General features: G+C 70.7%; 18 protein-coding genes. 11 read left to right on the forward strand and 7 right to left on the reverse strand.

Annotation, left to right across the window (positions count from 1 at the left end):
* On the forward strand, window positions 1–255 hold a 255-nt coding region (locus Air01nite_RS38330), incomplete at its 5' end, for a hypothetical protein (RefSeq protein ID WP_203708319.1).
* 600 nt (window positions 256–855) lie between these two features.
* On the opposite strand, the gene Air01nite_RS38335 is transcribed toward Air01nite_RS38330, so the two are convergent.
* Window positions 856–1,254, reverse strand: coding sequence for a hypothetical protein (locus Air01nite_RS38335; protein WP_203708320.1), 399 nt, complete (start codon window positions 1,252–1,254; stop codon window positions 856–858).
* A 957-nt stretch (window positions 1,255–2,211) separates the two neighbouring features.
* On the opposite strand from Air01nite_RS38335, the gene Air01nite_RS38340 reads away from it, so the two are divergent.
* The 5 genes from Air01nite_RS38340 to Air01nite_RS38360 all read left to right on the forward strand — a co-directional run bounded on the left by Air01nite_RS38340 (window position 2,212) and on the right by Air01nite_RS38360 (window position 8,242).
* The gene (locus Air01nite_RS38340) at window positions 2,212–3,129 is read left to right on the forward strand and encodes a hypothetical protein (RefSeq protein WP_203708321.1); all 918 of its coding nucleotides are present in this window, start codon (window positions 2,212–2,214) and stop codon (window positions 3,127–3,129) included.
* Between the two features lie 748 nt (window positions 3,130–3,877).
* Complete coding sequence (locus tag Air01nite_RS38345; protein WP_373310567.1) at window positions 3,878–4,222, forward strand: YciI family protein; 345 nt, start codon at window positions 3,878–3,880, stop codon at window positions 4,220–4,222.
* A gap of 3 nt (window positions 4,223–4,225) precedes the next feature.
* Window positions 4,226–5,494, forward strand: a complete 1,269-nt coding sequence (locus Air01nite_RS38350; protein WP_239091258.1) for an RNA polymerase sigma factor — start codon at window positions 4,226–4,228, stop codon at window positions 5,492–5,494.
* Between the two features lie 49 nt (window positions 5,495–5,543).
* Complete coding sequence (locus tag Air01nite_RS38355; protein ID WP_203708323.1) at window positions 5,544–6,203, forward strand: DUF998 domain-containing protein; 660 nt, start codon at window positions 5,544–5,546, stop codon at window positions 6,201–6,203.
* A 92-nt stretch (window positions 6,204–6,295) separates the two neighbouring features.
* A complete protein-coding gene (locus tag Air01nite_RS38360; protein ID WP_203708324.1) occupies window positions 6,296–8,242 on the forward strand; it encodes a S8 family peptidase in 1,947 nt (648 codons plus the stop codon).
* A 23-nt stretch (window positions 8,243–8,265) separates the two neighbouring features.
* On the opposite strand, the gene Air01nite_RS38365 is transcribed toward Air01nite_RS38360, so the two are convergent.
* On the reverse strand, window positions 8,266–9,204 hold the full coding sequence (locus tag Air01nite_RS38365; protein WP_203708325.1) for a hypothetical protein: 939 nt from the start codon (window positions 9,202–9,204) through the stop codon (window positions 8,266–8,268).
* Window positions 9,205–9,329: 125 nt separating this feature from the next.
* On the opposite strand from Air01nite_RS38365, the gene Air01nite_RS38370 reads away from it, so the two are divergent.
* From Air01nite_RS38370 to Air01nite_RS38385, 4 genes are all read left to right on the forward strand, one after another.
* Entirely contained in the window at window positions 9,330–9,827 is a 498-nt protein-coding gene (locus tag Air01nite_RS38370; protein ID WP_203708326.1) for a SigE family RNA polymerase sigma factor, read from the forward strand.
* Window positions 9,820–10,665 (forward strand): hypothetical protein, encoded by an 846-nt coding sequence (locus Air01nite_RS38375; protein ID WP_203708327.1) that lies wholly within the window; start codon window positions 9,820–9,822, stop codon window positions 10,663–10,665. Before Air01nite_RS38370 ends, Air01nite_RS38375 begins: the two co-directional genes overlap by 8 nt.
* Window positions 10,666–10,840: 175 nt before the next feature.
* A complete protein-coding gene (locus Air01nite_RS38380) occupies window positions 10,841–11,653 on the forward strand; it encodes an SAM-dependent methyltransferase (RefSeq protein ID WP_203708328.1) in 813 nt (270 codons plus the stop codon).
* Between the two features lie 120 nt (window positions 11,654–11,773).
* Window positions 11,774–12,694: a lysophospholipid acyltransferase family protein gene (locus Air01nite_RS38385; protein ID WP_203708329.1), complete on the forward strand. Its 921-nt coding sequence runs from the start codon at window positions 11,774–11,776 to the stop codon at window positions 12,692–12,694.
* On the opposite strand, the gene Air01nite_RS38390 is transcribed toward Air01nite_RS38385, so the two are convergent.
* Window positions 12,677–13,405 (reverse strand): PHP-associated domain-containing protein, encoded by a 729-nt coding sequence (locus Air01nite_RS38390; protein ID WP_203708330.1) that lies wholly within the window; start codon window positions 13,403–13,405, stop codon window positions 12,677–12,679. The two genes, Air01nite_RS38385 and Air01nite_RS38390, sit on opposite strands and share 18 nt — an antisense overlap.
* Complete coding sequence (locus tag Air01nite_RS38395; protein WP_203708331.1) at window positions 13,398–14,324, reverse strand: acyl-CoA desaturase; 927 nt, start codon at window positions 14,322–14,324, stop codon at window positions 13,398–13,400. The genes Air01nite_RS38390 and Air01nite_RS38395 overlap by 8 nt, the downstream gene beginning before the upstream one ends.
* 112 nt (window positions 14,325–14,436) lie before the next feature.
* Here Air01nite_RS38395 and Air01nite_RS38400 point away from each other — a divergent pair, with 112 nt between their 5' ends.
* Window positions 14,437–14,859, forward strand: coding sequence for a GtrA family protein (locus Air01nite_RS38400; protein ID WP_239091259.1), 423 nt, complete (start codon window positions 14,437–14,439; stop codon window positions 14,857–14,859).
* Here Air01nite_RS38400 and Air01nite_RS38405 read toward each other — a convergent pair.
* The 3 genes from Air01nite_RS38405 to paaI form a co-directional block, all read right to left on the reverse strand.
* Window positions 14,856–15,629: an EAL domain-containing protein gene (locus tag Air01nite_RS38405; RefSeq protein WP_203708333.1), complete on the reverse strand. Its 774-nt coding sequence runs from the start codon at window positions 15,627–15,629 to the stop codon at window positions 14,856–14,858. The genes Air01nite_RS38400 and Air01nite_RS38405 overlap by 4 nt on opposite strands.
* Window positions 15,630–15,791: 162 nt before the next feature.
* The gene (locus Air01nite_RS38410) at window positions 15,792–18,557 is read right to left on the reverse strand and encodes a helix-turn-helix transcriptional regulator (RefSeq protein WP_203708334.1); all 2,766 of its coding nucleotides are present in this window, start codon (window positions 18,555–18,557) and stop codon (window positions 15,792–15,794) included.
* Between the two features lie 57 nt (window positions 18,558–18,614).
* A complete protein-coding gene (gene paaI, locus Air01nite_RS38415; RefSeq protein WP_203708335.1) occupies window positions 18,615–19,001 on the reverse strand; it encodes a hydroxyphenylacetyl-CoA thioesterase PaaI in 387 nt (128 codons plus the stop codon).
* Between the last annotated feature and the right edge of the window lie 63 nt (window positions 19,002–19,064).

The raw sequence follows: 19,064 nt of genomic DNA on the forward strand, positions 1-19,064 counted from the left end.
CGGCCACCGCAAGGGGCCGGCGCCGGCTCCAGTCGAAGCCCAGGCGACATCCTCGTCAACCTCTACTACTACGCGAACAACAGTGCCCCGGCCGCAGGGATTTTCGATGGCTTCCGTCGATACTGTAGGTGGCTATGGCTCTCCCGCGCGTTCCTGGCCGTCCGTGCCGGCCTCCTACCGTGGCTGAATCAAAACGCCGGCGCGGTCCAAGCGCTCGCGGCGCTGATGGTGTGCCGATCACCGTGGTCGCCGTGATCTTCGCGCTCCCGGCGTTCACAGACCAACAGCAGGTCAACCGGGATCAAATGGCGTTCAACCGAGACCAGATGGCATTGAGCCAACAGGCCCGGGCGCGTCGCATGGTGGCTCGAGTACCCACCGGCCGGACCGCCACCGAACGATCCTGACATCGCCGTGAGCACCATGCGGATCCAGAACAGGTCGCCTGGCTCGCTCAGCGGCGTAACGCTTTACAGCGCCGTACACATCTCCGAAGGGTTGGCGGACGGGCTGAGCGGGAGGCTCTACGACCTTCGACCGTGTGAGGAAGTGCGTATCGGCTTCTTCGCCCGGGACCCGGCCGCCCGCGATCGACTGCTACTGCTGGCTTCCCCCGGGCACCCACGGCTACCCGGCGTTTTCCCTCGCGTTCCGAAATCCTCTCGGCTTCTGGGTTGTCCCCGAAGTCGCCGGCTTGGTGCGTACCAGGAAAGTCCTGGCCCCAAGCGCCGCGTTGCCGGCTGAGCCGGCCGTCGACATGCATAACGGAGACGGCGATTCGCGGGTCATCGCGAGGATGTCAGTCACCGACTGCGGCGAGTCCGGAAAGTGGAGCACCCCGGCCGAGCGGACCAGTCAAGCCTCTTGACGTTTGGTCGAAACAAATGCGGCAATACCTGCGATTAGGAGAACCGGCGGGGTCAGGTAAATGGACCACAAGGGACCAGTGTCCGCGATCCGCACGTTGTCACAAGGCAACACCCTCGAATATTTGACCTGGAAGGTCTCTGATTCCTGGGTGTGTGACGCCTCCCATTTGCGCCGCGTCACACACCGCGTGCCGTCGTCGGTGACGAAGCTGACGGTGTAGGCGGTCTGAGAGTAGACCTGCACAACCGTCGCGGTCGCGGTCCCGCCGTTGAGATCCCCCCACAGGGAGTAACCCATGCCGACCGTCAACAACGCGGTGAGCGTCGTCCAGACGGCGAGGAACAACAGCTTCGCCTTCCGAGGAACCTTTGACCGAGCGACCACCGGCCGATGATATCGACCACGACCCATGACGTCGGCGCGGCCCGACGAACTCGGTCCGCACGCCCCAGGCGGACTGAAGCGTACGTCTGGTGCGTTCAGGGGCGCGTTTCGGACCGTCGAGGTGGAGTTCGAACCTGCGCACGACGACTCGACAACGCGATGGCCGCGCAGCCATCGACCAGATTCGGTCCTATGCTTGGCGGGTCGTGCCGCGCCCCTAGACGCCTAGAAGCCGCGCCGTTGACCTGCGGAAACAGCATCGAGCGCGCAGGTCTATCTCGATGGCGGGATACAACCCACAACTGCGCATCGCCTGGGCGGTTGTCCCTGGTCACGGACGTGTACGTAGGTGATTGACCGCGCCGCAGGGGATGCCGGGCGGGGTCGCTGGTGCGTGGACCTGCGCACGTGCGTGGCGAGAGGTGTGGATCATGGCAGCATTCACCGGTCTGGGCCGGCGCTTGGGTGCGATCATGCGCAGATCCGAACTCTCGTTAAGGCGTCCCACCTCTACCCCGGCCGACTGCGCCCGTTGCGCGGTCCTCAACGGACACCGGGCCGGGTGCCGGCTCGTGCGGCCGCTCCGGTGCGAGTCCGGGCAGGCGATTCGCGGTGGGTTAATGTGAATGGATGCAAACCAGACGATAGACGGCACGAAGACGACCATTTGCCGTCGAATCGTGTCACCTAAACGGGACATTCGCCGAATTGCACTAACTGAGGTGCATACGCTGCTCTGAGCGTTCCGTTGACGGACGGCTGGTCACCTGGCCGACTGCCTGGCCGGCGGGACGCGAGCCTTGAACCTCAGAGGTGGCTGGCGCAGCCGCGGTCGATACCGGCGACGCGGCGGCGCAGCCCGTCCAGGGAGGTGTCCACAGTGGCTGCCCTAACCCGTTGGCCCCCGCGTGGCTTTTCGTCGTCCAGACGGCGCCACGCTCGAAAAGGGGTGATGTGATGGCCGGCCGTCGCCCGTTGCCGATTCCCGACCACAGGCCGGCGAAGCTCCTCGCCGAGAAACTCCGTCTGCTCAAGGGCCGCGACATCTCGTACCGGGCCATGGGCAAAGTTACTCACACCGACCACCGCGCCTTCTCGACCACGGCTAACGGCAGCTACCAGAGCTGGCCGTCGGTGGAGCAGTTCCTCGGCGCGCTTGCGAAGGTCGGCCGCGCGGTGACCGAGGAAGACGTGCGCGAGTGCAGGGCACTGCATCGAATCGGCCACCGCAACCAGCAACAGCGGCCACGGTCCACAGCGGACGCCTTGAGGCCAACGGCACCGACCAATGCCACCGATCCTTCGGATTCGAGCGAGGGCGAGGGCGGAGTCGACGTGCCCATCGTGTCGGTCGAGTACCCGCTCCGCACCACGGCTGTTCCGCCAAGCCTGGCGCACGCCGTGCACGTGCAGGACCTGGTCACATCCCTCGTGGACCTGGTAATGGAGAAGCGCCTCGACCTAGACGCGTGGCGCACCCGTGGTGCCGACTCGCAGGAGGCGGGACGCAGCGGCAGCCCCGAGTGGGAGGTGCTCACCGGCCGCCGGCCGCCCACCTGGGCCGTGGTGCGACGGATCGTCGCGCAAGCCGGAGGCGGAACCGTCGACCTGGCACGCTGGGAACTGGTCTGGCGACGCGTCACCGGCGCCGAGCATGCCGCCGAAGCGACGGCGTCCGCCGACACGGGTGACTCGCCAGCGCCAGGAAGGCCCGACTCCGTCGCCGGCCAGACGCAGAACGGCGAGCCGCCCAGGGACGCCTGGTGGCACCCGCGATGGTTCGGTCGCAACCGCAGCACACCGGGCGACGCTCGCCAATCCACGGCAGGCGCGACGAATCGACGTGGCTCACATCGCGCCACAGTCGCCCGCTGACCCACGGATCGACATGGAAATGATGCTCGCTAGAGACAGGACGGCCGCCCGGGCGCGGCCGTCCTGCGTGGACGAGTTCCCCGGTTCGCGACCCCCGCCGCCCGCCGATGGTTCGAATCTGCGAATGATCGCGCACAAGCGCCGGGTGCAGACGGGTGCGATGCAGTCTTGATCCATGCCACACGCCACTCAGGTGCGCAGCTACCCACACCAGCGACCCCCATCCGGTACCCCCTGCGGCGCAGTCAATCGCCGACGTAGACGTCCGTGACCAGGGACAACCGCCTAGACGGTGCGCAGTTGTGGGCTGTATCCCGCCGGGGGCACACAGAGCACCCGCGACGTGCGCCTCGGGCCGGTTTTGTGTGAAGGTTGTCGAGGATCTCCATCCGGGACCGGGCCCTCGATGCTGGTCGCGTCGGCGTCGAAGGCGTCGATGGCTGGCAGGACTAGGTTCCCCGCGGTCGGCACCGGGTCCGCCTTTGCGATCTTCACCGCTTTCTGCGACCCGCCTGGACTGCGGGTCCGTTGGCACGCAGGTGCGGATCGTGGTTCCGTTACGCCAGGCGGCCTGTGCACGATCTCCGGGGTCCGCGCGGCGATGTCCGCTAGGTGCTCGACGGTCTTCGGCTTCGGTTCGGCTGACGAGGAAAATCCTCGGTGGTGTCCATCTGGGCCATGCTCGTTCGTAGTGGTGAGACAAGGCATCTCAGGGGAACAGACCAGCGGGAGATTCAACGTGAAATACATGCTTCTGATCCACAGCGCCGCGGTGGGTGAGTCGACCGACGTGCCCGACGAAGACCTCTTCAACGCCTGGGTGAGCTACGACAAGGCGGTGAAGGACGCCGGGATCTGGGTCTCCGGCCACTCGTTGGCGGACCTGACGACCGCCACTACGGTGCGGGTCGATCCGACTGGTGAACGGATCGTGACGGATGGACCGTTCGCCGAGACGCGCGAGGTTCTCGGCGGCTATTACGTCATCGACGTGCCCGACCTGGATGTCGCGCTCGACTGGGCCGCTCGTTGTCCCGGCGCCCGCCGCGGCGGCTCGGTCGTGGTGCGGCCGGTCGCTGAGTTCGAGGCCTGACCCGTGAGCGAGCGGACGGCCGGCGTCGGATCCCTGGTGGAGGAGGTCTTCCGCGAGGAACGTGGTCGTCTGCTCGCCGCGCTCGTGCGTCGCTTCGGCGACCTCGACCTGGCCGAGGACGTCGCGGCCGACGCCGTCGAGGCGGCGCTGGTGCGCTGGCCCGTCGACGGCGTGCCACCCAGGCCCGGGGCGTGGCTGATGACGACCGCCCGGCGCAAGGCGGTCGACCGGCTCCGACGGGACCAGGTCTACGCCGCGCGACTCGCCCTCATGCAGGTGGAGGCGGACCGTTCCGGCCCCGCGACGCCGACGGACACCGACGGCGACCTGCCTGACGAACGCCTTCAGCTGTTCTTCACCTGCGCGCACCCGGCCCTCGCCGCGCAGGACCGCGCGGCGCTGATCCTGCGCTGCATAGGCGGATTGACAACCGACGAGGTCGCGCGGGCCTTCCTCGTCGCACCCGCGACGATGGCCAAGCGGATCGTCCGGGTGAAGGCCAAGATCCGGGAGGCCCGCATCCCGTTCCGCACGCCGGAAGCCGAAGAGCTGCACAGACGGCTCCCGGGAGTGCTCCAGGTCGTCTACTCGATCTTCACGGAGGGCTACGCGGCGAGCTCCGGCCCCGAGCTCCAGCGGGTCGACCTCGCCGAGGAAGCCATTCGACTGGCGCGCATCCTGCGCCGGCTGCTGCCCGCCGAGCGCGAGATCGCGGGACTGCTGGCCCAGCTGCTGTTGATCCACGCCCGCCGCGCTGCCCGTAGCGGCCCCGACGGCGAGATCGTGCTGCTCGAGGATCAGGACCGCGGCAGATGGGACCGCGCGATGATCGAGGAGGGCCAGGCCCTGGTGGTGTTCGCGCTGACCGGCGGCCCGCCCGGGCCGTACGCGGTCCAGGCCGCGATCGCCGCGCTCCACGACGAGGCCGCCGACGTCGCCACCACCGACTGGCCACAGATTGTCGCGCTCTACGACGTCCTCCTCGCTCTCACCCCGTCACCGGTGGTCGCGCTCAACCGGGCGGTGGCGGTGGCGATGCGCGACGGACCGCTGACCGGCCTGGCGCTGCTCGACGAACTGTCCGGCGAACCGTTGCTGCGCGGCTACCACCCCTACGCCGCCGCACGGGCCGACCTGCTGCGCCTGCTCGGCCGATTCTCCGAGGCCGCCGCCGCCTATCGGGCGGCCATCGCACTGGCCGGCAGCGAACCCGAACGCTCCCACCTGCGTCGCCGCCTGGCCGATGTCCATATGCGCAGTCCCCGTTCGTAGTCATGCGGGAGGCCAACCACCCTCCACCCACCCGCACGAGAGGAACGCGATGACCGCAACCACCGCCACCTCGGCGCAGCAGGCCCCCGACACTCGCGCCGCACCTCTGCTCCTGTGCGGCGCGGCCGCGGGCGTCCTCTTCGTCGCCGTCTCGTTCGCGCAGGCCTTCACCCGATCCGGATTCGACCTGCGCGAGCATGCGCTGAGCGCGCTCACCCTCGGCGACCTCGGTTGGCTGCAGGTCACGAACTTCGTCGTCACCGGGCTGCTGGCGGGCGCGTTCGCCATCGGCCTGCGGCGCGTGCTGCGGCCCGGCCGGGCAGCCACCGCGGGACCGATCCTGATCGGCCTCTACGGCATCGCCATGATCGGTGGCGGCCTCTTCACCCCGGATCCCGCGCTCGGCTGGCCGGCCGGGGCTCCCGCCGGTTTGCCCGAACGCCAGAGCACCGGCAGCACCGTACATGTCGTCTTCGGCGCCGTGGCGTTCATGTCCCTGATCGTGGCCGGCATCGTGTTCGCCCGCCGGGAGGCGGGCCGGGGGCACCGCACGTGGGCGACCTACAGCGTCGCCAACAGCGTCGCCGCCTTCGTCCTCACCGCGCTGCCGTGGAGCGAAGAGAGCGCGAGCCTCCGCTTCGCCGTCGGAGCCGTGCTCATCTCGAGCTGGCTGGTCGCTCTGTCCTGTCGGCTTCATAAACAGTTTTGACGTTACGAATCGACGAACGCTGTTACGTGGGCTGCCGTGCCGCGGGGTCGCGCTTCTAGGTTCTCCTCCACCTTCTCTGGGAGGAGAGACCCTTGCGGCAACGACTATTCGGACTCGGCGTCGCGGCAACCGTCGCGGTCGTCGCTGTCCTCGGTTTCGGCGCGCCGGCTGGCGCCGAACCCACCACCCCCGTCAAGTACGCCGACAGTCCCGGTGCCGTGGCCGGGCGCTACATCGTCGTGTTCAAGGACTCGGCGATGGCGCCCGCGACGGCCCGGACCAAAGCACGCGACCTGGCCAGCCGCTTCGGTGGGCAGGCGCGACACGTCTACACCGCGGCCCTGCGCGGGTTCGCCACCACGCTGTCCGACCAACAGGCGCAGCGGCTGGCCGCCGATCCGGCCGTCGCTTCCGTCGAGGCCGTGCAGCGCATCGCCGTCGCCGACACGCAGAACAACCCGCCCAACTGGGGTGACGACCGGATCGACCAGCAGAACCTGCCGTTGAACCAGGCGTACACGTACCCGGCCAACCCGGGTCAGGGCGCCACCGTCTACGTGCTGGACACCGGGATCAACGCCAACCACGTCGACTTCACCGGGCGCGTGCGGCAGGGCGTCGACATGGTCGACAACGACAGCACACCGACGGACTGCCACGGCCACGGTACGCACGTCGCCGGCACCGCGGTCGGCACCACCTACGGTGTGGCCAAGAAGGCCGGCGTGATAGCCGTACGCGTGCTGAACTGTCAGGGCAGCGGCACCAACGACGACCTGATCGCCGGCATCGACTGGGTGCGCACCAACGCGGCGAAGCCCGCGGTGGTCAACTACAGCATCGGCTGCCAGAGCCGGTGCAGCAGCCAGGCCATGGACAACGCGGTGTCGAGCCTGATCTCGTCGGGCGTGCAGTTCGTGCAGGCGGCCGGCAACTCGTCCGACGACGCCTGCTACTACAGCCCGCAGGGCGTCGCGGCGGCGGTCACGGTCGGCAACACCACCAGCACCGACGCCCGCAACAGCAGCAGCAACTACGGGTCCTGTCTGGACATCTTCGCACCGGGTACGAGCATCGTCTCCGCCTCGTACTCCAGCAACACCGGCAGCGCGACGATGACCGGCACCTCGATGGCCTCGCCGCACACGGCCGGGGCGGCGGCGGTCTACCTCGGGCTCAACCCGGGTGCCACGCCCGCGCAGGTGCGCGACGCGCTGGTCAACAACGCCACGACCGGCAAGGTGACCAGCCCCGGCACCGGGTCGCCGAACCGGTTGCTCTACACGGGTTTCATGAACGGCGGGACCAACCCGAACAACCCGTCGGTCACCAACCCGGGCAACCAGACGACGGCCGTCGGCCAGGCGGTGAACCTGCAACTGACCGCGTCCGGCGGCACCACGCCGTACACGTGGAGTGCCTCGGGTCTGCCCGCGGGCCTGTCCATCGGCGCGTCGAGCGGCCTCGTCACCGGTAGCCCGACCACGGCCGGCACGTCCACCGTGACGGTGACCGTGCGCGACTCCGGACAGCGGACCGGGACGGCCACCTTCACGTGGACCGTGACGACCGGTGGCGGTTGCACGCCGGTGCAGGTCGTCGGCAACTCCAGCCTCGAGACCGGCACCACGCCGTGGTCGGCGAATTCGGGCGTGATCGGGGCCTGGTCGGCGTACGGCTATCCGGGTCACACCGGGACGCGCAGCGCGTGGCTCGGCGGGCAGGGCCGGACGCACACCGACTACCTCTCGCAGTCGGTGACGATTCCCGCCGCGTGCACGAGCGCGGTGCTGCGCTACTGGGTGCGGATCACGACGGCCGAGAACGACGGCCAGGTCTGGGACCGGCTGACGGTGACCCTCGGCGGCACGACAGTAGCGTCGGCGACGAACCTGGACGCCAATGCGGCGTACGCGGAAAAGGTCGTCGATGTCTCCGCGTTCCGTGGCCAGACGGTGACCCTGCGGTTCAACGGGGCCGAGGACCAGTCGCTGCAGACGAGCTGGGTGGTCGACGACGTGACGATCAGCGCGTCCTGAGGGCCGGGTGGGAGTAGCTTCGGCTACTCCCACTCCCAGCGCATGCCGACGATCCCGGGCGGCACGTCCGCGGCGACGAGATGCGCGCCGTGGGTCGAACCGATCCAGACTTCGCGTACGCCCTGGTCGGGCGCGTGCAGCCCACGCCGTTCGAAGCGGTAACACCGGGCCGGCACGGCGTCGTGGTCGAACTGCACCTCGAGCACGTACTCGCCGACCGGCACGGAGAACCCGTGGTAGTAGTCGTCGGTCGCGACGGTGGACCCGCTCTCGAACGCGTACTCGATGACCGCGGTGTCCCCTTGCGACAGCATCCGATCGAAAATGATCTCGGCGGCGAGCAACCCGGACCCGGAGTCGGACCGCACACGCCCGACACGGCAGTTCCGCAGCGGTCGGACACTCAGCGGAGCCCCAAGATCGTCGGTCCGGAAGATCCCGACGGTACGCGAGACGCGGTCGACGTTGGCCCGCAACACCTGGCGGCAGGTGAGGCTGCGCTCCTGCCGGTCGGGCCCGACGAGATAGAGGTCGTGCATGCTGATCCGGGTGAGCTCGTGGTACATCCACCGGTCGAGCTCACTCATGATCCGCGAGACGCTGGCGCCGTTCTCGAACAACCGGTCGATGTCGATGGTGCCCGGCGGTTGGCTGAGCCACCGCCCGCGCGGGCGCCGCGGTCCCAGTTGGGCGATCAGGGACTCGGCGGGAAGTTGGAGGATCTCCTCCATGAGCCGGACGGCCCGCATGGACTCGGGCCGCTCGGGCCGGCTGCGCCCGCGCCGCCAGTAGCTGAGGGTGGCGAGGCTGACGCTGATCCCGGCGGCGGCCAGCCGCGCCTGGATCTCCTCGGGCCGGATCCCGCGGTCCTCGATGGCCAGATGCAGGGCCGCGGAGAACGGCCCGGTCCGCAACGCATGCGCCAGATCGCGAGCAAGGGGTCCGGATCGAGCCTTCTCCATGGCTGAGTATCACCACGAGATCGCCCCGACGCCAGCCGGGCACAGCCGGAACCGGGAATGTCGACGGCAACCTCTCCCCGGCTCCGTGCGTGTTCCTTTGCATCGATCCCACGGAGGTAGGTGCGTTGGCGAACGGCGCCGAGTTCGACGAGTTCTACCAGGGCAGCCGCCGGCGGCTGCTCGGGTACGTCTTCTTGCTCACCGGCGACCTGACCGAGGCGCAGGACGTGGTGCAGGAGGCGTACATGCGGGCCTGGCAGCACTGGTCCACCATCGAGGGATACGACGACCCCGAGTCATGGCTGCGGACCGTCGCGAATCGGATCGCGATCTCGCGGTGGCGGCGGATCCGCGGCCGGGCGCGGGCGTACCTCCGGCACGGAGCGGCGGACCCCGTTCCCGCCCCCAGTCTCAACACGGTCGCGGTGGTCGCGGCACTGCGTCGACTTCCGGAGGAGCAGCGGGTCGCCATCGCGATGCACTACCTGCTGGGCATGCCGGTCATGGACATCGCGCGGGAGACCGGCGTCCCGCTCGGCACGGTCAAGGCCCGGCTGCACCGCGGCCGGGCCGCGCTGACCGCACTGCTGGCCGTCGACTCCGGGGAGCACGCCGATGCCTGAGCTGCACGACCTCATGGACGACGTGCGGGGCGACCTGACCGCGGTGCGGCTCCCGCCGGGCGACGAACTGCGCCGCCGGGTCCGTCACCGGCGACAGCGGGCGGTCGCCGCGGTGGCGCTCGCGACGGTGGTGACCGCCGGGGCGGCCGCCGTGGCCTGGCCTGACCGGGACCCCGCCCCACCGCCCACGATCTCACCGACCGTTTCCGCCGAGCCGGTGGAGATCCCCCGGTCCGCCCTGCTGCGGCCGGAGGACGTCGACGCCGGGCCGGACACCGCGGACGAAGGCGCGGACGCGTTCGCGCCGATCAGGCTCGACATCATGCTCGAGCTGTGCGTCCAGCAGCGCAGCCCCGCACTACTCGCGGTCAGTCCACGATATTCCCTGAGCCAGTCCCTCCTGCTAGGCACGGAGATCGACCGGCCGGCCCAGCCGTTCGTCCTCAAGCAACGGGCGTACCGCCTCTCCGGACCGCAGGCCGCCGCCTTCCTGCGCGACCTCCGCGCGGCGACCCTGGCCTGCGACGGCTTCACGCAGACAGGCGTGATCGAACGGCCGGACGGCACGGTCGAGGTGCGCGCCGAGCACCGCTGGTCGATCGTCGCGAGCGGCTTCGCGGGCGACGACTCGATCCTCGTGCGGCACGCGGGCATCACCCGGAATGCCGCGACCGGCAGAGTCGTCGAGCAGATGAGTGAGGAGTTCTCCGCGTACCTGAGGGTCGGCGACCTGGTGACCGTCCTGATTCCGCGAGCCGGCACGACACCCGACGACCTTCGGCGATCCGCGACGACGGCCGCCCAGCGGCTGTGCGGGACCGCCGATCCGCCGTGCTGAGAGTGCGCGCCGGCTTCGTGCCAGGATCGTCGCGATCTCGAGCGAGTGCTCGACGACGTGGCGTTTCCCGTGCTGCGTAGGCACGGCATGACCGTGGGCTGGAACCGCAAGCAGTCACAGCGGATCCGGGTCACGGGGCACAGTGGTACGCACCCGTCGACTAACGTTGACCCGCATGGATACCGACCGCACGAAGAAGCCCGCCACCGCGGCCAGGATCTACGACTTCTTCCTCGACGGCCTGCACAACTTTCCCGCTGACCGCGAGGCCGCCGCGCAGGTCGTCGCGATGATGCCGGCCGCGCCCGCGATGGCCAAGGCCAACCGCGCGTTCCTGCGCCGCGGCGTGCGCTTCCTCGCCGACGCCGGCGTGCGGCAGTTCCTCGACCTCGGCTCCGGCATGCCGACCCAGGGTCCGGTGCACCAGATCGCCCAGCGCATCGCGCCCGACTCGCGAGTGGTCTATGTGGACATCGACCCGATCGCCGTGTCCGAGAGCCAGGAACTGCTCGCCGGCAACGCGCGCACGTTGGCGATCCACGCCGACATGCGCAAACCCCGGGACATCCTGGACCATCCCCGCGTACGCAAGATGCTCGACTTCGACCAGCCGGTGGCCGTGCTGCTCTGCGCGGTCCTGCACTTCGTCCCCGACGACGACGTGGCCTACGGGCTCGTCGACGAGTTTCGCGGCGCGCTCGCGCCCGGCAGCCACATCCTGCTCTCACACGGCGCCAGCGAGGGAGCCGCGGCCACGGTCACCAGCGAGGAACACGACCAGGTGCAGCAGGTGTACGGGCAACGCACGGCAACCCCGGCCGGCGGCCGCACCCACGACGGCGTGGCCCGCTTCTTCGGCGACGCCGAAATGGTCGACCCCGGTATCGTCTGGGCTCCGCAGTGGCGCCCGGGCCCGGAAGACCCGAAACACTTCGCCGACGACCCCCGCCTGTCCTGCATCTGGGCCGGAATCGGCCGCCTGCCGTAACGGTCAGGGCATCGGCACCCCCTATTTCGCTGTTGGTCGAGCGGTGTTCAGCTGGGTCCGGCTCACTTTCGGGAGGTCGCTTCGGCGTTTGGCCGGGGCGGACGGCCCGGAGGGAGCCCGGTGTCATCTGTCTACTGGCTCGCCCACTCGGGAATCGCCGTCGCCGGTCGCACGCCGCGGCCGGTGCGGCACGGGCTCGCTTCGACCGTCTCGGTGGCGAGCTACCTCGGGTGGCGTTCGAAGCGGCTGGTCACCCAGGACAACATGGCCAAGGTGCTGGGCCTGCCGGTCGGGCACCCCGAGGTCCGGCGGGCCGCGCTGCGGTCCTGGAGCAACTACGGCCGGACCGCCGCGTCGCTGCTGTGCCTGCCCTTCGAGGACATGCTCGACGTCGACGCCCGCACCACTGACCTGACCGAGGGCATGACCTGGCGGGAGTGTCTGCAGAAGGCGATGGCGCCCGGCCGCGGCGCCATCATCACGACCGGCCACTTCGGAAGCTGGGACCTCGCCGGGGCGATTGCCGCCCGCCACGTGCCGCTGTCGGCGATCGTCGACACGTTCAAGGACGACAGGCTGAACAGCTTGCTCCAGGGGCACCGGCGGGACAAGAGCGTCGACATCATTCCCGTCTCCGGCGCGGCCCGCCGGGTGATGGCGGAGCTGCTGGCCAGCCGCGCGGTGGCGATCGTCGTCGACCGGCCGGTGACCGCGCAGCACGCCGTGGAGGTCACCTTCTTCGGCCACCGCACCCACGTGCCGGCCGGCGCGGCGACGCTGGCCGTCAAGTCAGGTGCGGCGATCATGCCGGGCTACTTCTGGTACGCCCCCGACAACGGCTACTACATCCGCACGTTCCCGCCGATGTTCCCGCGCGCGGTCAGCGACGCCGCGGAGAGGGCGGCCGAGGTGCGGCGCCTGACGCAGTACATGTTCGACTGCCAGGAGATGGTGGTCCGCCACTGCCCGACACAGTGGTTCATGTTCCGGCGGTTCTGGCCGCTGGAGGAGCCGCTGGCCGCGCTACCGGCGGCCGCGTAACCGGCGCAGCGTCCGCCGCGGCGGGTCCACGAACCAGGCCCAGGCGCACTGCGCGACGTAGCTGGCCGGGCTGAGCCGTTCCGGCGGCGTCTCCTGCCCACCGGATCGCGCCGTGCGGTCGAGGATCGCCCGGCGCAGGTCCTGGGCGCCGGTGCCGGCGAAGCGCGTGTGGCCCGCGCCGACGTGCTGCCAGAAGTGCGCATCACTGGAACCAATCTCGGCCAGACCCCAGTCCTTGTTGGCCTGCCGCACGGTGTGGCGGTGTGCGGCGTTGGCCGGGCTCGGGTTGTAGATCTCGATCCCGTCGATCTCGTAGCCCGCGGCGAGCAGCGACTCGATCCGGCGCCGGCTCAGGCTCGGCACCAACCGGCCCAGCGGGTGCGGCAGGACCACCAGGCCGCCCTGTTGCTTGATGGCGTCGATGCTCTCCTCGACCGACCGCATGGGCTTGGGCGCGTGCTCCACGAACAGCCCGAGCAGATGCCCCTGGCGGGTGGAGACCTCGACGCCGGTGATCAGTTGGAGCGTCGGGTGCTGCGAGGCGTCCAGGATCTCCGCGACCCGCCGCGCTCCCTCGACGTGGTCGTGGTCCGTCACCGCGATCACCGACAGGCCGCGCCGGGTCGCCTCGCCCACCAACCGCGCCGGGCTGATCCAACCGTCGCCCCGGTTCGTGTGGGTGTGCAGGTCGGCCCGGCCGACGTCAGACATTCGTGATCCGGCTCAGCCGCTCGGGTGTCGGCCAGCGCACGTCGTACGCCCAACCGAACTTCTCGAAGATCCAGATGAGCCGGGCCGACGCGTCGATCTGGCCGCGCTTGACACCGTGGCGGGCCGACGTCGGGTCCGCGTGGTGCAGGTTGTGCCACGACTCGCCCATGCTCAGCAGCGCCAGCGGCCAGACGTTGGCCGACCGGTCGCGGGCCGCGAACGGCCGCTCGCCGATCAGGTGGCACACCGAGTTCACCGACCAGGTGACGTGGTGCAGCAGCGTGACCCGCACCAGCCCGGCCCAGAAGAACGCGGTGAGCGCGCCCCACCACGACCAGGTGATCAGCCCGCCGAGCACGGCCGGCGCCGCGAGGGTGACCAGCGTCCAGAGGCCGAACTGCCGGTGCACGCGGCGGATCGCCGGGTCCGCGAGCAGGTCCGGCGCGAAGCGGTGCTGGTTGGTCAGGTCGCGGTCGAGGATCCAGCCGAGGTGCGCGTGCCAGAAGCCGCGGGCCAGCGCGGCCGGCGACGTGCCGAACAGCCAGGGGGAGTGCGGGTCGCCCTCCTGGTCCGCGAACGCGTGGTGCCGCCGGTGGTCGGCGACCCAGTGCAGGATCGGACCCTGCACGGCGAGGCTGCCGGCGATCGCGAGCCCGATCCGCAGCCCGCGCTTCGCCTTGAACGCGCGGTGCGTGAAGTACCGGTGGAATCCCACGGTCGCGCCGAGACAGGTGACCGTGTAGAAGACGACGGTCAGGCCGACGTCGACCCAGGTGAGGCCCCAACCCCACGCGGCGGGCACGGCGGCCACCAGCGCCACGAACGGCACGATGACGAACGCGTACACCCCGATCTGGGCGGCGATCGGGCGCCGGCCGCCGATCAGGTCGACGTGCTCGGCGGCGGCGGTGGTCGTCATCGTCACCCTTCCTTCGACGCGCTCACCGTAGAGGCGCCGGGCGGACCCCGGTCGAACGGGCGGTGAACCCCGCGTTCGCCCAAGCGTCGGTTTGCCCGGGCATCATCGGGGCGTGACCGACGTGCTGACCGCCTGGACCGACCGCCTGCCGCGGCGGTTGCGGCGGTGGGTGACCCCTGAGCTGGTCGGTTTCGCGATCCTCGGCGGCTTCACCTTCGCCGTCGACCTGGCGCTGTTGTGGGCGCTGCGGCGGTGGACGCCGTTGCCGGTCCCGGTGGCCGTGACAGTGTCCTATGTGGCCGCGGTGACGCTGAACTACGTGCTCAACCGGACGCTGAACTTCAAGTCGCACGCGCCGGTCGTGGGGGAGGCGTCGCGCTACACGGTGGTCATGGTGGGCGACTACCTGCTGACCGTGGGCGTGACGAGCGGCCTGACGGCACTCGGCGCGGGCCTGGCACCGGCCCGGCTGCTCGCGGCGGCGTTCGTCGCGCTGTTCAACTACGTCGCCGCCCGCTGGTGGATCTTCCGCTAGCGCAGGGTGCCGGCCAGCTCGGTCAGGGTCAGCGCCGGCGCGAAGTGGTAGCCCTGCGCGTAGGTGACACCTATCCGGGCCAGCGCCGCGAGCTGTTCGGCGGTCTCCACTCCTTCGGCGGTGACGTGCAGCCGCAGGCCGTGTGCGAGGTCGGTGAGCATCGAGACGATCGCGTGGTCGCGCGGGTTGGTCAGCATGCCGGCCACGAACTCCTTGTCAATCTTGATGCCGTGCAGGGCCAGGCGGGACAGGTAGCGCAGGTCGGTGGAGCCGGTTCCCATGTCGTCGAGCGCGACCCCGACGCCACGCGCGATCAAGCTCTGCAGGCACGGCCCGGCGTGGGTGAGGGTGTCGAGGTCGGCTCCTTCGGCCAGCTCCAGGCGCAGATGCTCGGCGGGCAGACCTGTGCGCCGCAGCGCGGTGGTGACGGGCTCGGCGAAGTCGGTCGCCAGCGTGGGCGCGGAGAGGTTGACGTTGACGTGCCTGGGCGCCAGGCCGCCGAGGGAGTCGCGCAGCGCGACCAGGTCGCGGCAGGCGCGGTGGAGGACCCACCGGTCGAGCAACGGCATGTGGCCGCCCTCGTGGGCCGCCGCCAGGAACTGGTCCGGGGTGATCAGGCCGCGTTCCGGGTGCTGCCAGCGCACCAGGGCCTCCACGGCCACGACCGCGCGGTCCGCGACGCGCACGATCGGCTGGTAGAACAGGCGCAGCTCGTCATGGGCGACGGCGCTCAACAGGCTGGTCTCCGCTGTGGGGTAGCAGGTCGTCACGGCGAAACTCCTTGGACTCGGTTGCGTTGACCGAGCCACTGTCGCCGTGCACGTGGTGCGCTCAGGCCTGTCGAAACCCCGGGTCACCCGGTCCACGGGTCCCGGGCACCGGGCCGGGTTCCGTCCCGGACGTCCGGTTCCAGGCGCACGGAACGCCCGGGACTACCTGGCTGCGGTGGCCATTCCGGTGTCGAGCGGAGCGTCCCGTAGCTCCCGGCGTGAGCCGATCGCGAGCTTGGCGAAGACCTTGCGGAGGTGCCACTCGACCGTGCGCGGGCTGATGAACAGCTCGGCGCCGATCTCCTGGTTGGTGCGACCGTCGCGGGCCAGTGAGGCGATCAGCATCTCCTGTGGCGTCAGGTCGAGCGTCGTGTCCGGGGTGCGCCTGCGGACCGTCTCGCCCGTCGCCAGCAACTCGTTGCGGGCCCGCTCGGCGAACGCCTCCGCGCCCATGTGGGTGAACAGGTCGTGTGCGTGCCGCAGTTGGTCGCGCGCGTCGGCGCGGCGGTCGTTGCGGCGCAGCCATTCTCCGTAGACCAGGTGCGCGCGGGCCAGATGCGCGTTCATGTGGCAGTCCGCGAGCCGGTCGACGGCCGCGCGGTAGAGCTCGTCGGCCTCCGGACCACGGCACAGCAGTGCCTTCGCGCGTGCTTCGGTGCCCTGCGCCCACGGCGTCCCGCTCGCCCGCGTCCGCATCGTCAGCTCCCGCACCGCCGCCTCCCCGACGTCCCACTGCTCCAGCCGCGCGGCGGCCTCCACGAGTTCGGGCAGCGCCCACGACTTGGCCACGAGCTGGTCGCCGGCGGTGGCGCGCTTGGCCGCGGCAAGTGCCGTCGCGTAGCGGCCGAGTCCGTTGTCGAGCACGGCCGCGGCGTACTCGGTCAGGACCAGCGCGCTGCCCTCGCCGCGGGGGAACGCGTCCTGGACGCCGACCTCGCTGAGCTTCGCGGTTGCGGGCCGGTCGCCCCGCCACGCCGCCAGCATGATCGGCGTGTACGGCGGCGGCACCAACCGGATGGCGGAGTTGAGCGCCGCCGCCTCCTCGGTCAACGCGGTGGCCATGACGAAGTCGCCGGCCTGGAGATGGAAGCTGGCGAGGTAGTCCAGCGCCATGGGGAGCATGCTCAACGTGCCGCTCTCGCGCGCGCCGCGCACATGTCGCCGCAGCACGTCCAGCCACATCGGCCCCTCCCACAGCTCGGCCGCGACGAGGGCGGACGCCAGGCAGATCAACGTGTCGACGTCGTGGCCCCGAATGGCGTCCAGCGCCCGGCGCAGCTTCGGCGCGGCGGCCGGGTAGCCCCGCATGAACTGTGCCGACAGCCCGTCGAGCAACAGATCCACGGGATCCTGTGCTCCGGGGTCGGCCGGCGCCGACCGGGCCGCCTCGGCCACGGTCCGCACGCCGAGCTCGGGCTCCAGCCGCCCGGCGCCCGCGAACACCGCTGCCAGCAAGGCTTCCATGTACGTCTCCCGCGCCAGCGGTCCGTCCAGCGGGGTCAGCCGGCGCGCCGCGTCGAGCAGCAGCACCGGTGCGTCGGCGCCGCGACTGCGCGCGAACACCAGATGGGCGCGCAGGCGATCGAGGCGAGCCAGTTGCAGATCGTCCAGGTCGGCCATCTCCGCCGTGGCGAGCAGCTCGTCGGCCGCGTCCGGTGCACCGGCCGCCACGGCGGCCTGCGCGGCGGCGACGGCTCGGCGGCCACGGGCCTCCGCGTCCGGGGTGAGCTCGGTGGCCCGGCGCAGGAACGCCGCGGCGGCCGCGGTGCCACCGCGGGCCTGCGCCCGCTGCGCCGACCGCTCCAGTTCGGCGGCCAACGACTCGTCGGGTGCGGTCGCCGCGGCGGCCAGGTGCCAGGCCCGCCGGTCCGGGTCGGTCCGCGGGTCGGTCACCTCCGCCAGCACGCGGTGCGCCTGCTGAAGCTCGCTGCGCTCGGCCGCCCGGTGCACGGCCGAACGCACCAGCGGGTGGGCGAACCGGACCCGGGTGTCCAGCGTGATCAGACCGGCGGCCTCGGCGGGCGCGGCGGCGTCCTCGTCGAGCCGGCAGGCGAACGCGGCCCGCCACAACACGGTCGGATCGCCGACCGACTCGACGGCGGCCAGCAGCAGGAACTGCTGGGTCTGTGGTGGCAGGGCGCGCAGCCGGCGGACGTATGTCTCCTCGATCCGCGCGGTCCGGCTCTCCATCGCCCGGGTCCGGGTCGGGCCGAACCAGGCGCCCAGCTCCGTCGAGGTGAGCTCGGCGGGCAGCTCGAGCAGGGCGAGGGGGTTGCCGCGGGCCTCGGCGAGGATCCGGTCCCGCACGCGTTCGTCGAGTAGTGCGGGTGCGGCGGAGGCCAGCAACGCGCGCGCGTCGGCGTCGTCGAGGCCGGCCACCGCCAGCTCGGGCAGGCCGAGCAGCTCATGGTCGTCGCTCGGCTCGAGCTGGGCGAAGACCAGCGCGATCGGGTCCGCGCCCAGGCGCCGGGCGACGAAGGCGAGCGCCTGCACCGAGGCGTGGTCGAGCCATTGGACGTCGTCGACCAGGCAGACGAGCGGCCCGCCACCGGCCGTCTCCGAGAGCAGCGTCAGGACCGCCAGCCCGACCAACAACCGCTCCGGCGCCGCACCGTCCTGGAGCCCGAAGGCGACGCCCAGCGCGTCCCGTTGCGGTGCGGGCAGGTCGTCGAGCCCGTCGAGCATCGACACGCAGAACTGGTGCAGGCCGGCGTACGCGAGCTCCATCTCGGACTGCACGCCGGTAACCCGGATGATCCGCGCGTCCCCGGCCTTGTCGCCCACATAGTCGAGGAGTGCCGTCTTGCCCTCGCCCGCCTCGCCACGCAACACCAGCACCGCGTGCCCGCCGGCGTGCACCCGGTCGAGGAGCTGATCGAGCGCCGCGCACTCGTCCTGCCGCCCGTAAAGCCCATGTCCTGGATACATCCGGACATCTCCCTCGGAGCCGCCACCAATCCATCGGCCCTTTTGAGCGTAATTGGCCTAGCTCGACAGCGTGCGGCTGAGGCCGCGGAACTCGGCCACCAGGCGGTCGCCGCAGCGGACCGTGACGTCGTAGATGCCTGACCTGCCCGCGCGGTGCCGTTCCACGGCCGTGGCGGTCAGGTGGTCACCCGCCCGAGCCGCCGACACGAAGACGATCTCCGCCGACGCCGCGACCGTGACCGCGCCCGGATAGTTGCAGGCGCCCGCGAAGGCCGAGTCGGCCAGCAGGAACACGTAGCCGCCGTGCGCGATGCCGTGCCCGTTGACCATGACGTCGGTGACCGTCATCTCCAGCACCGCGCGCCCGGGCTCCAGCTTCACGACCGTCATCCCGAGCGACGAGGAAGCCTTGTCACGGCCGAACATCTCGGCGGCACCGTCCATGCTCCGCACCCTAAGGGGGTGTCTCGTGGATCAGGGCGGCACCCCGCCGGGCCCAGGCGACGT

Origin of the sequence: Asanoa iriomotensis (genome assembly GCF_016862515.1) — a bacterium.
Lineage (GTDB): Bacteria > Actinomycetota > Actinomycetes > Mycobacteriales > Micromonosporaceae > Asanoa > Asanoa iriomotensis.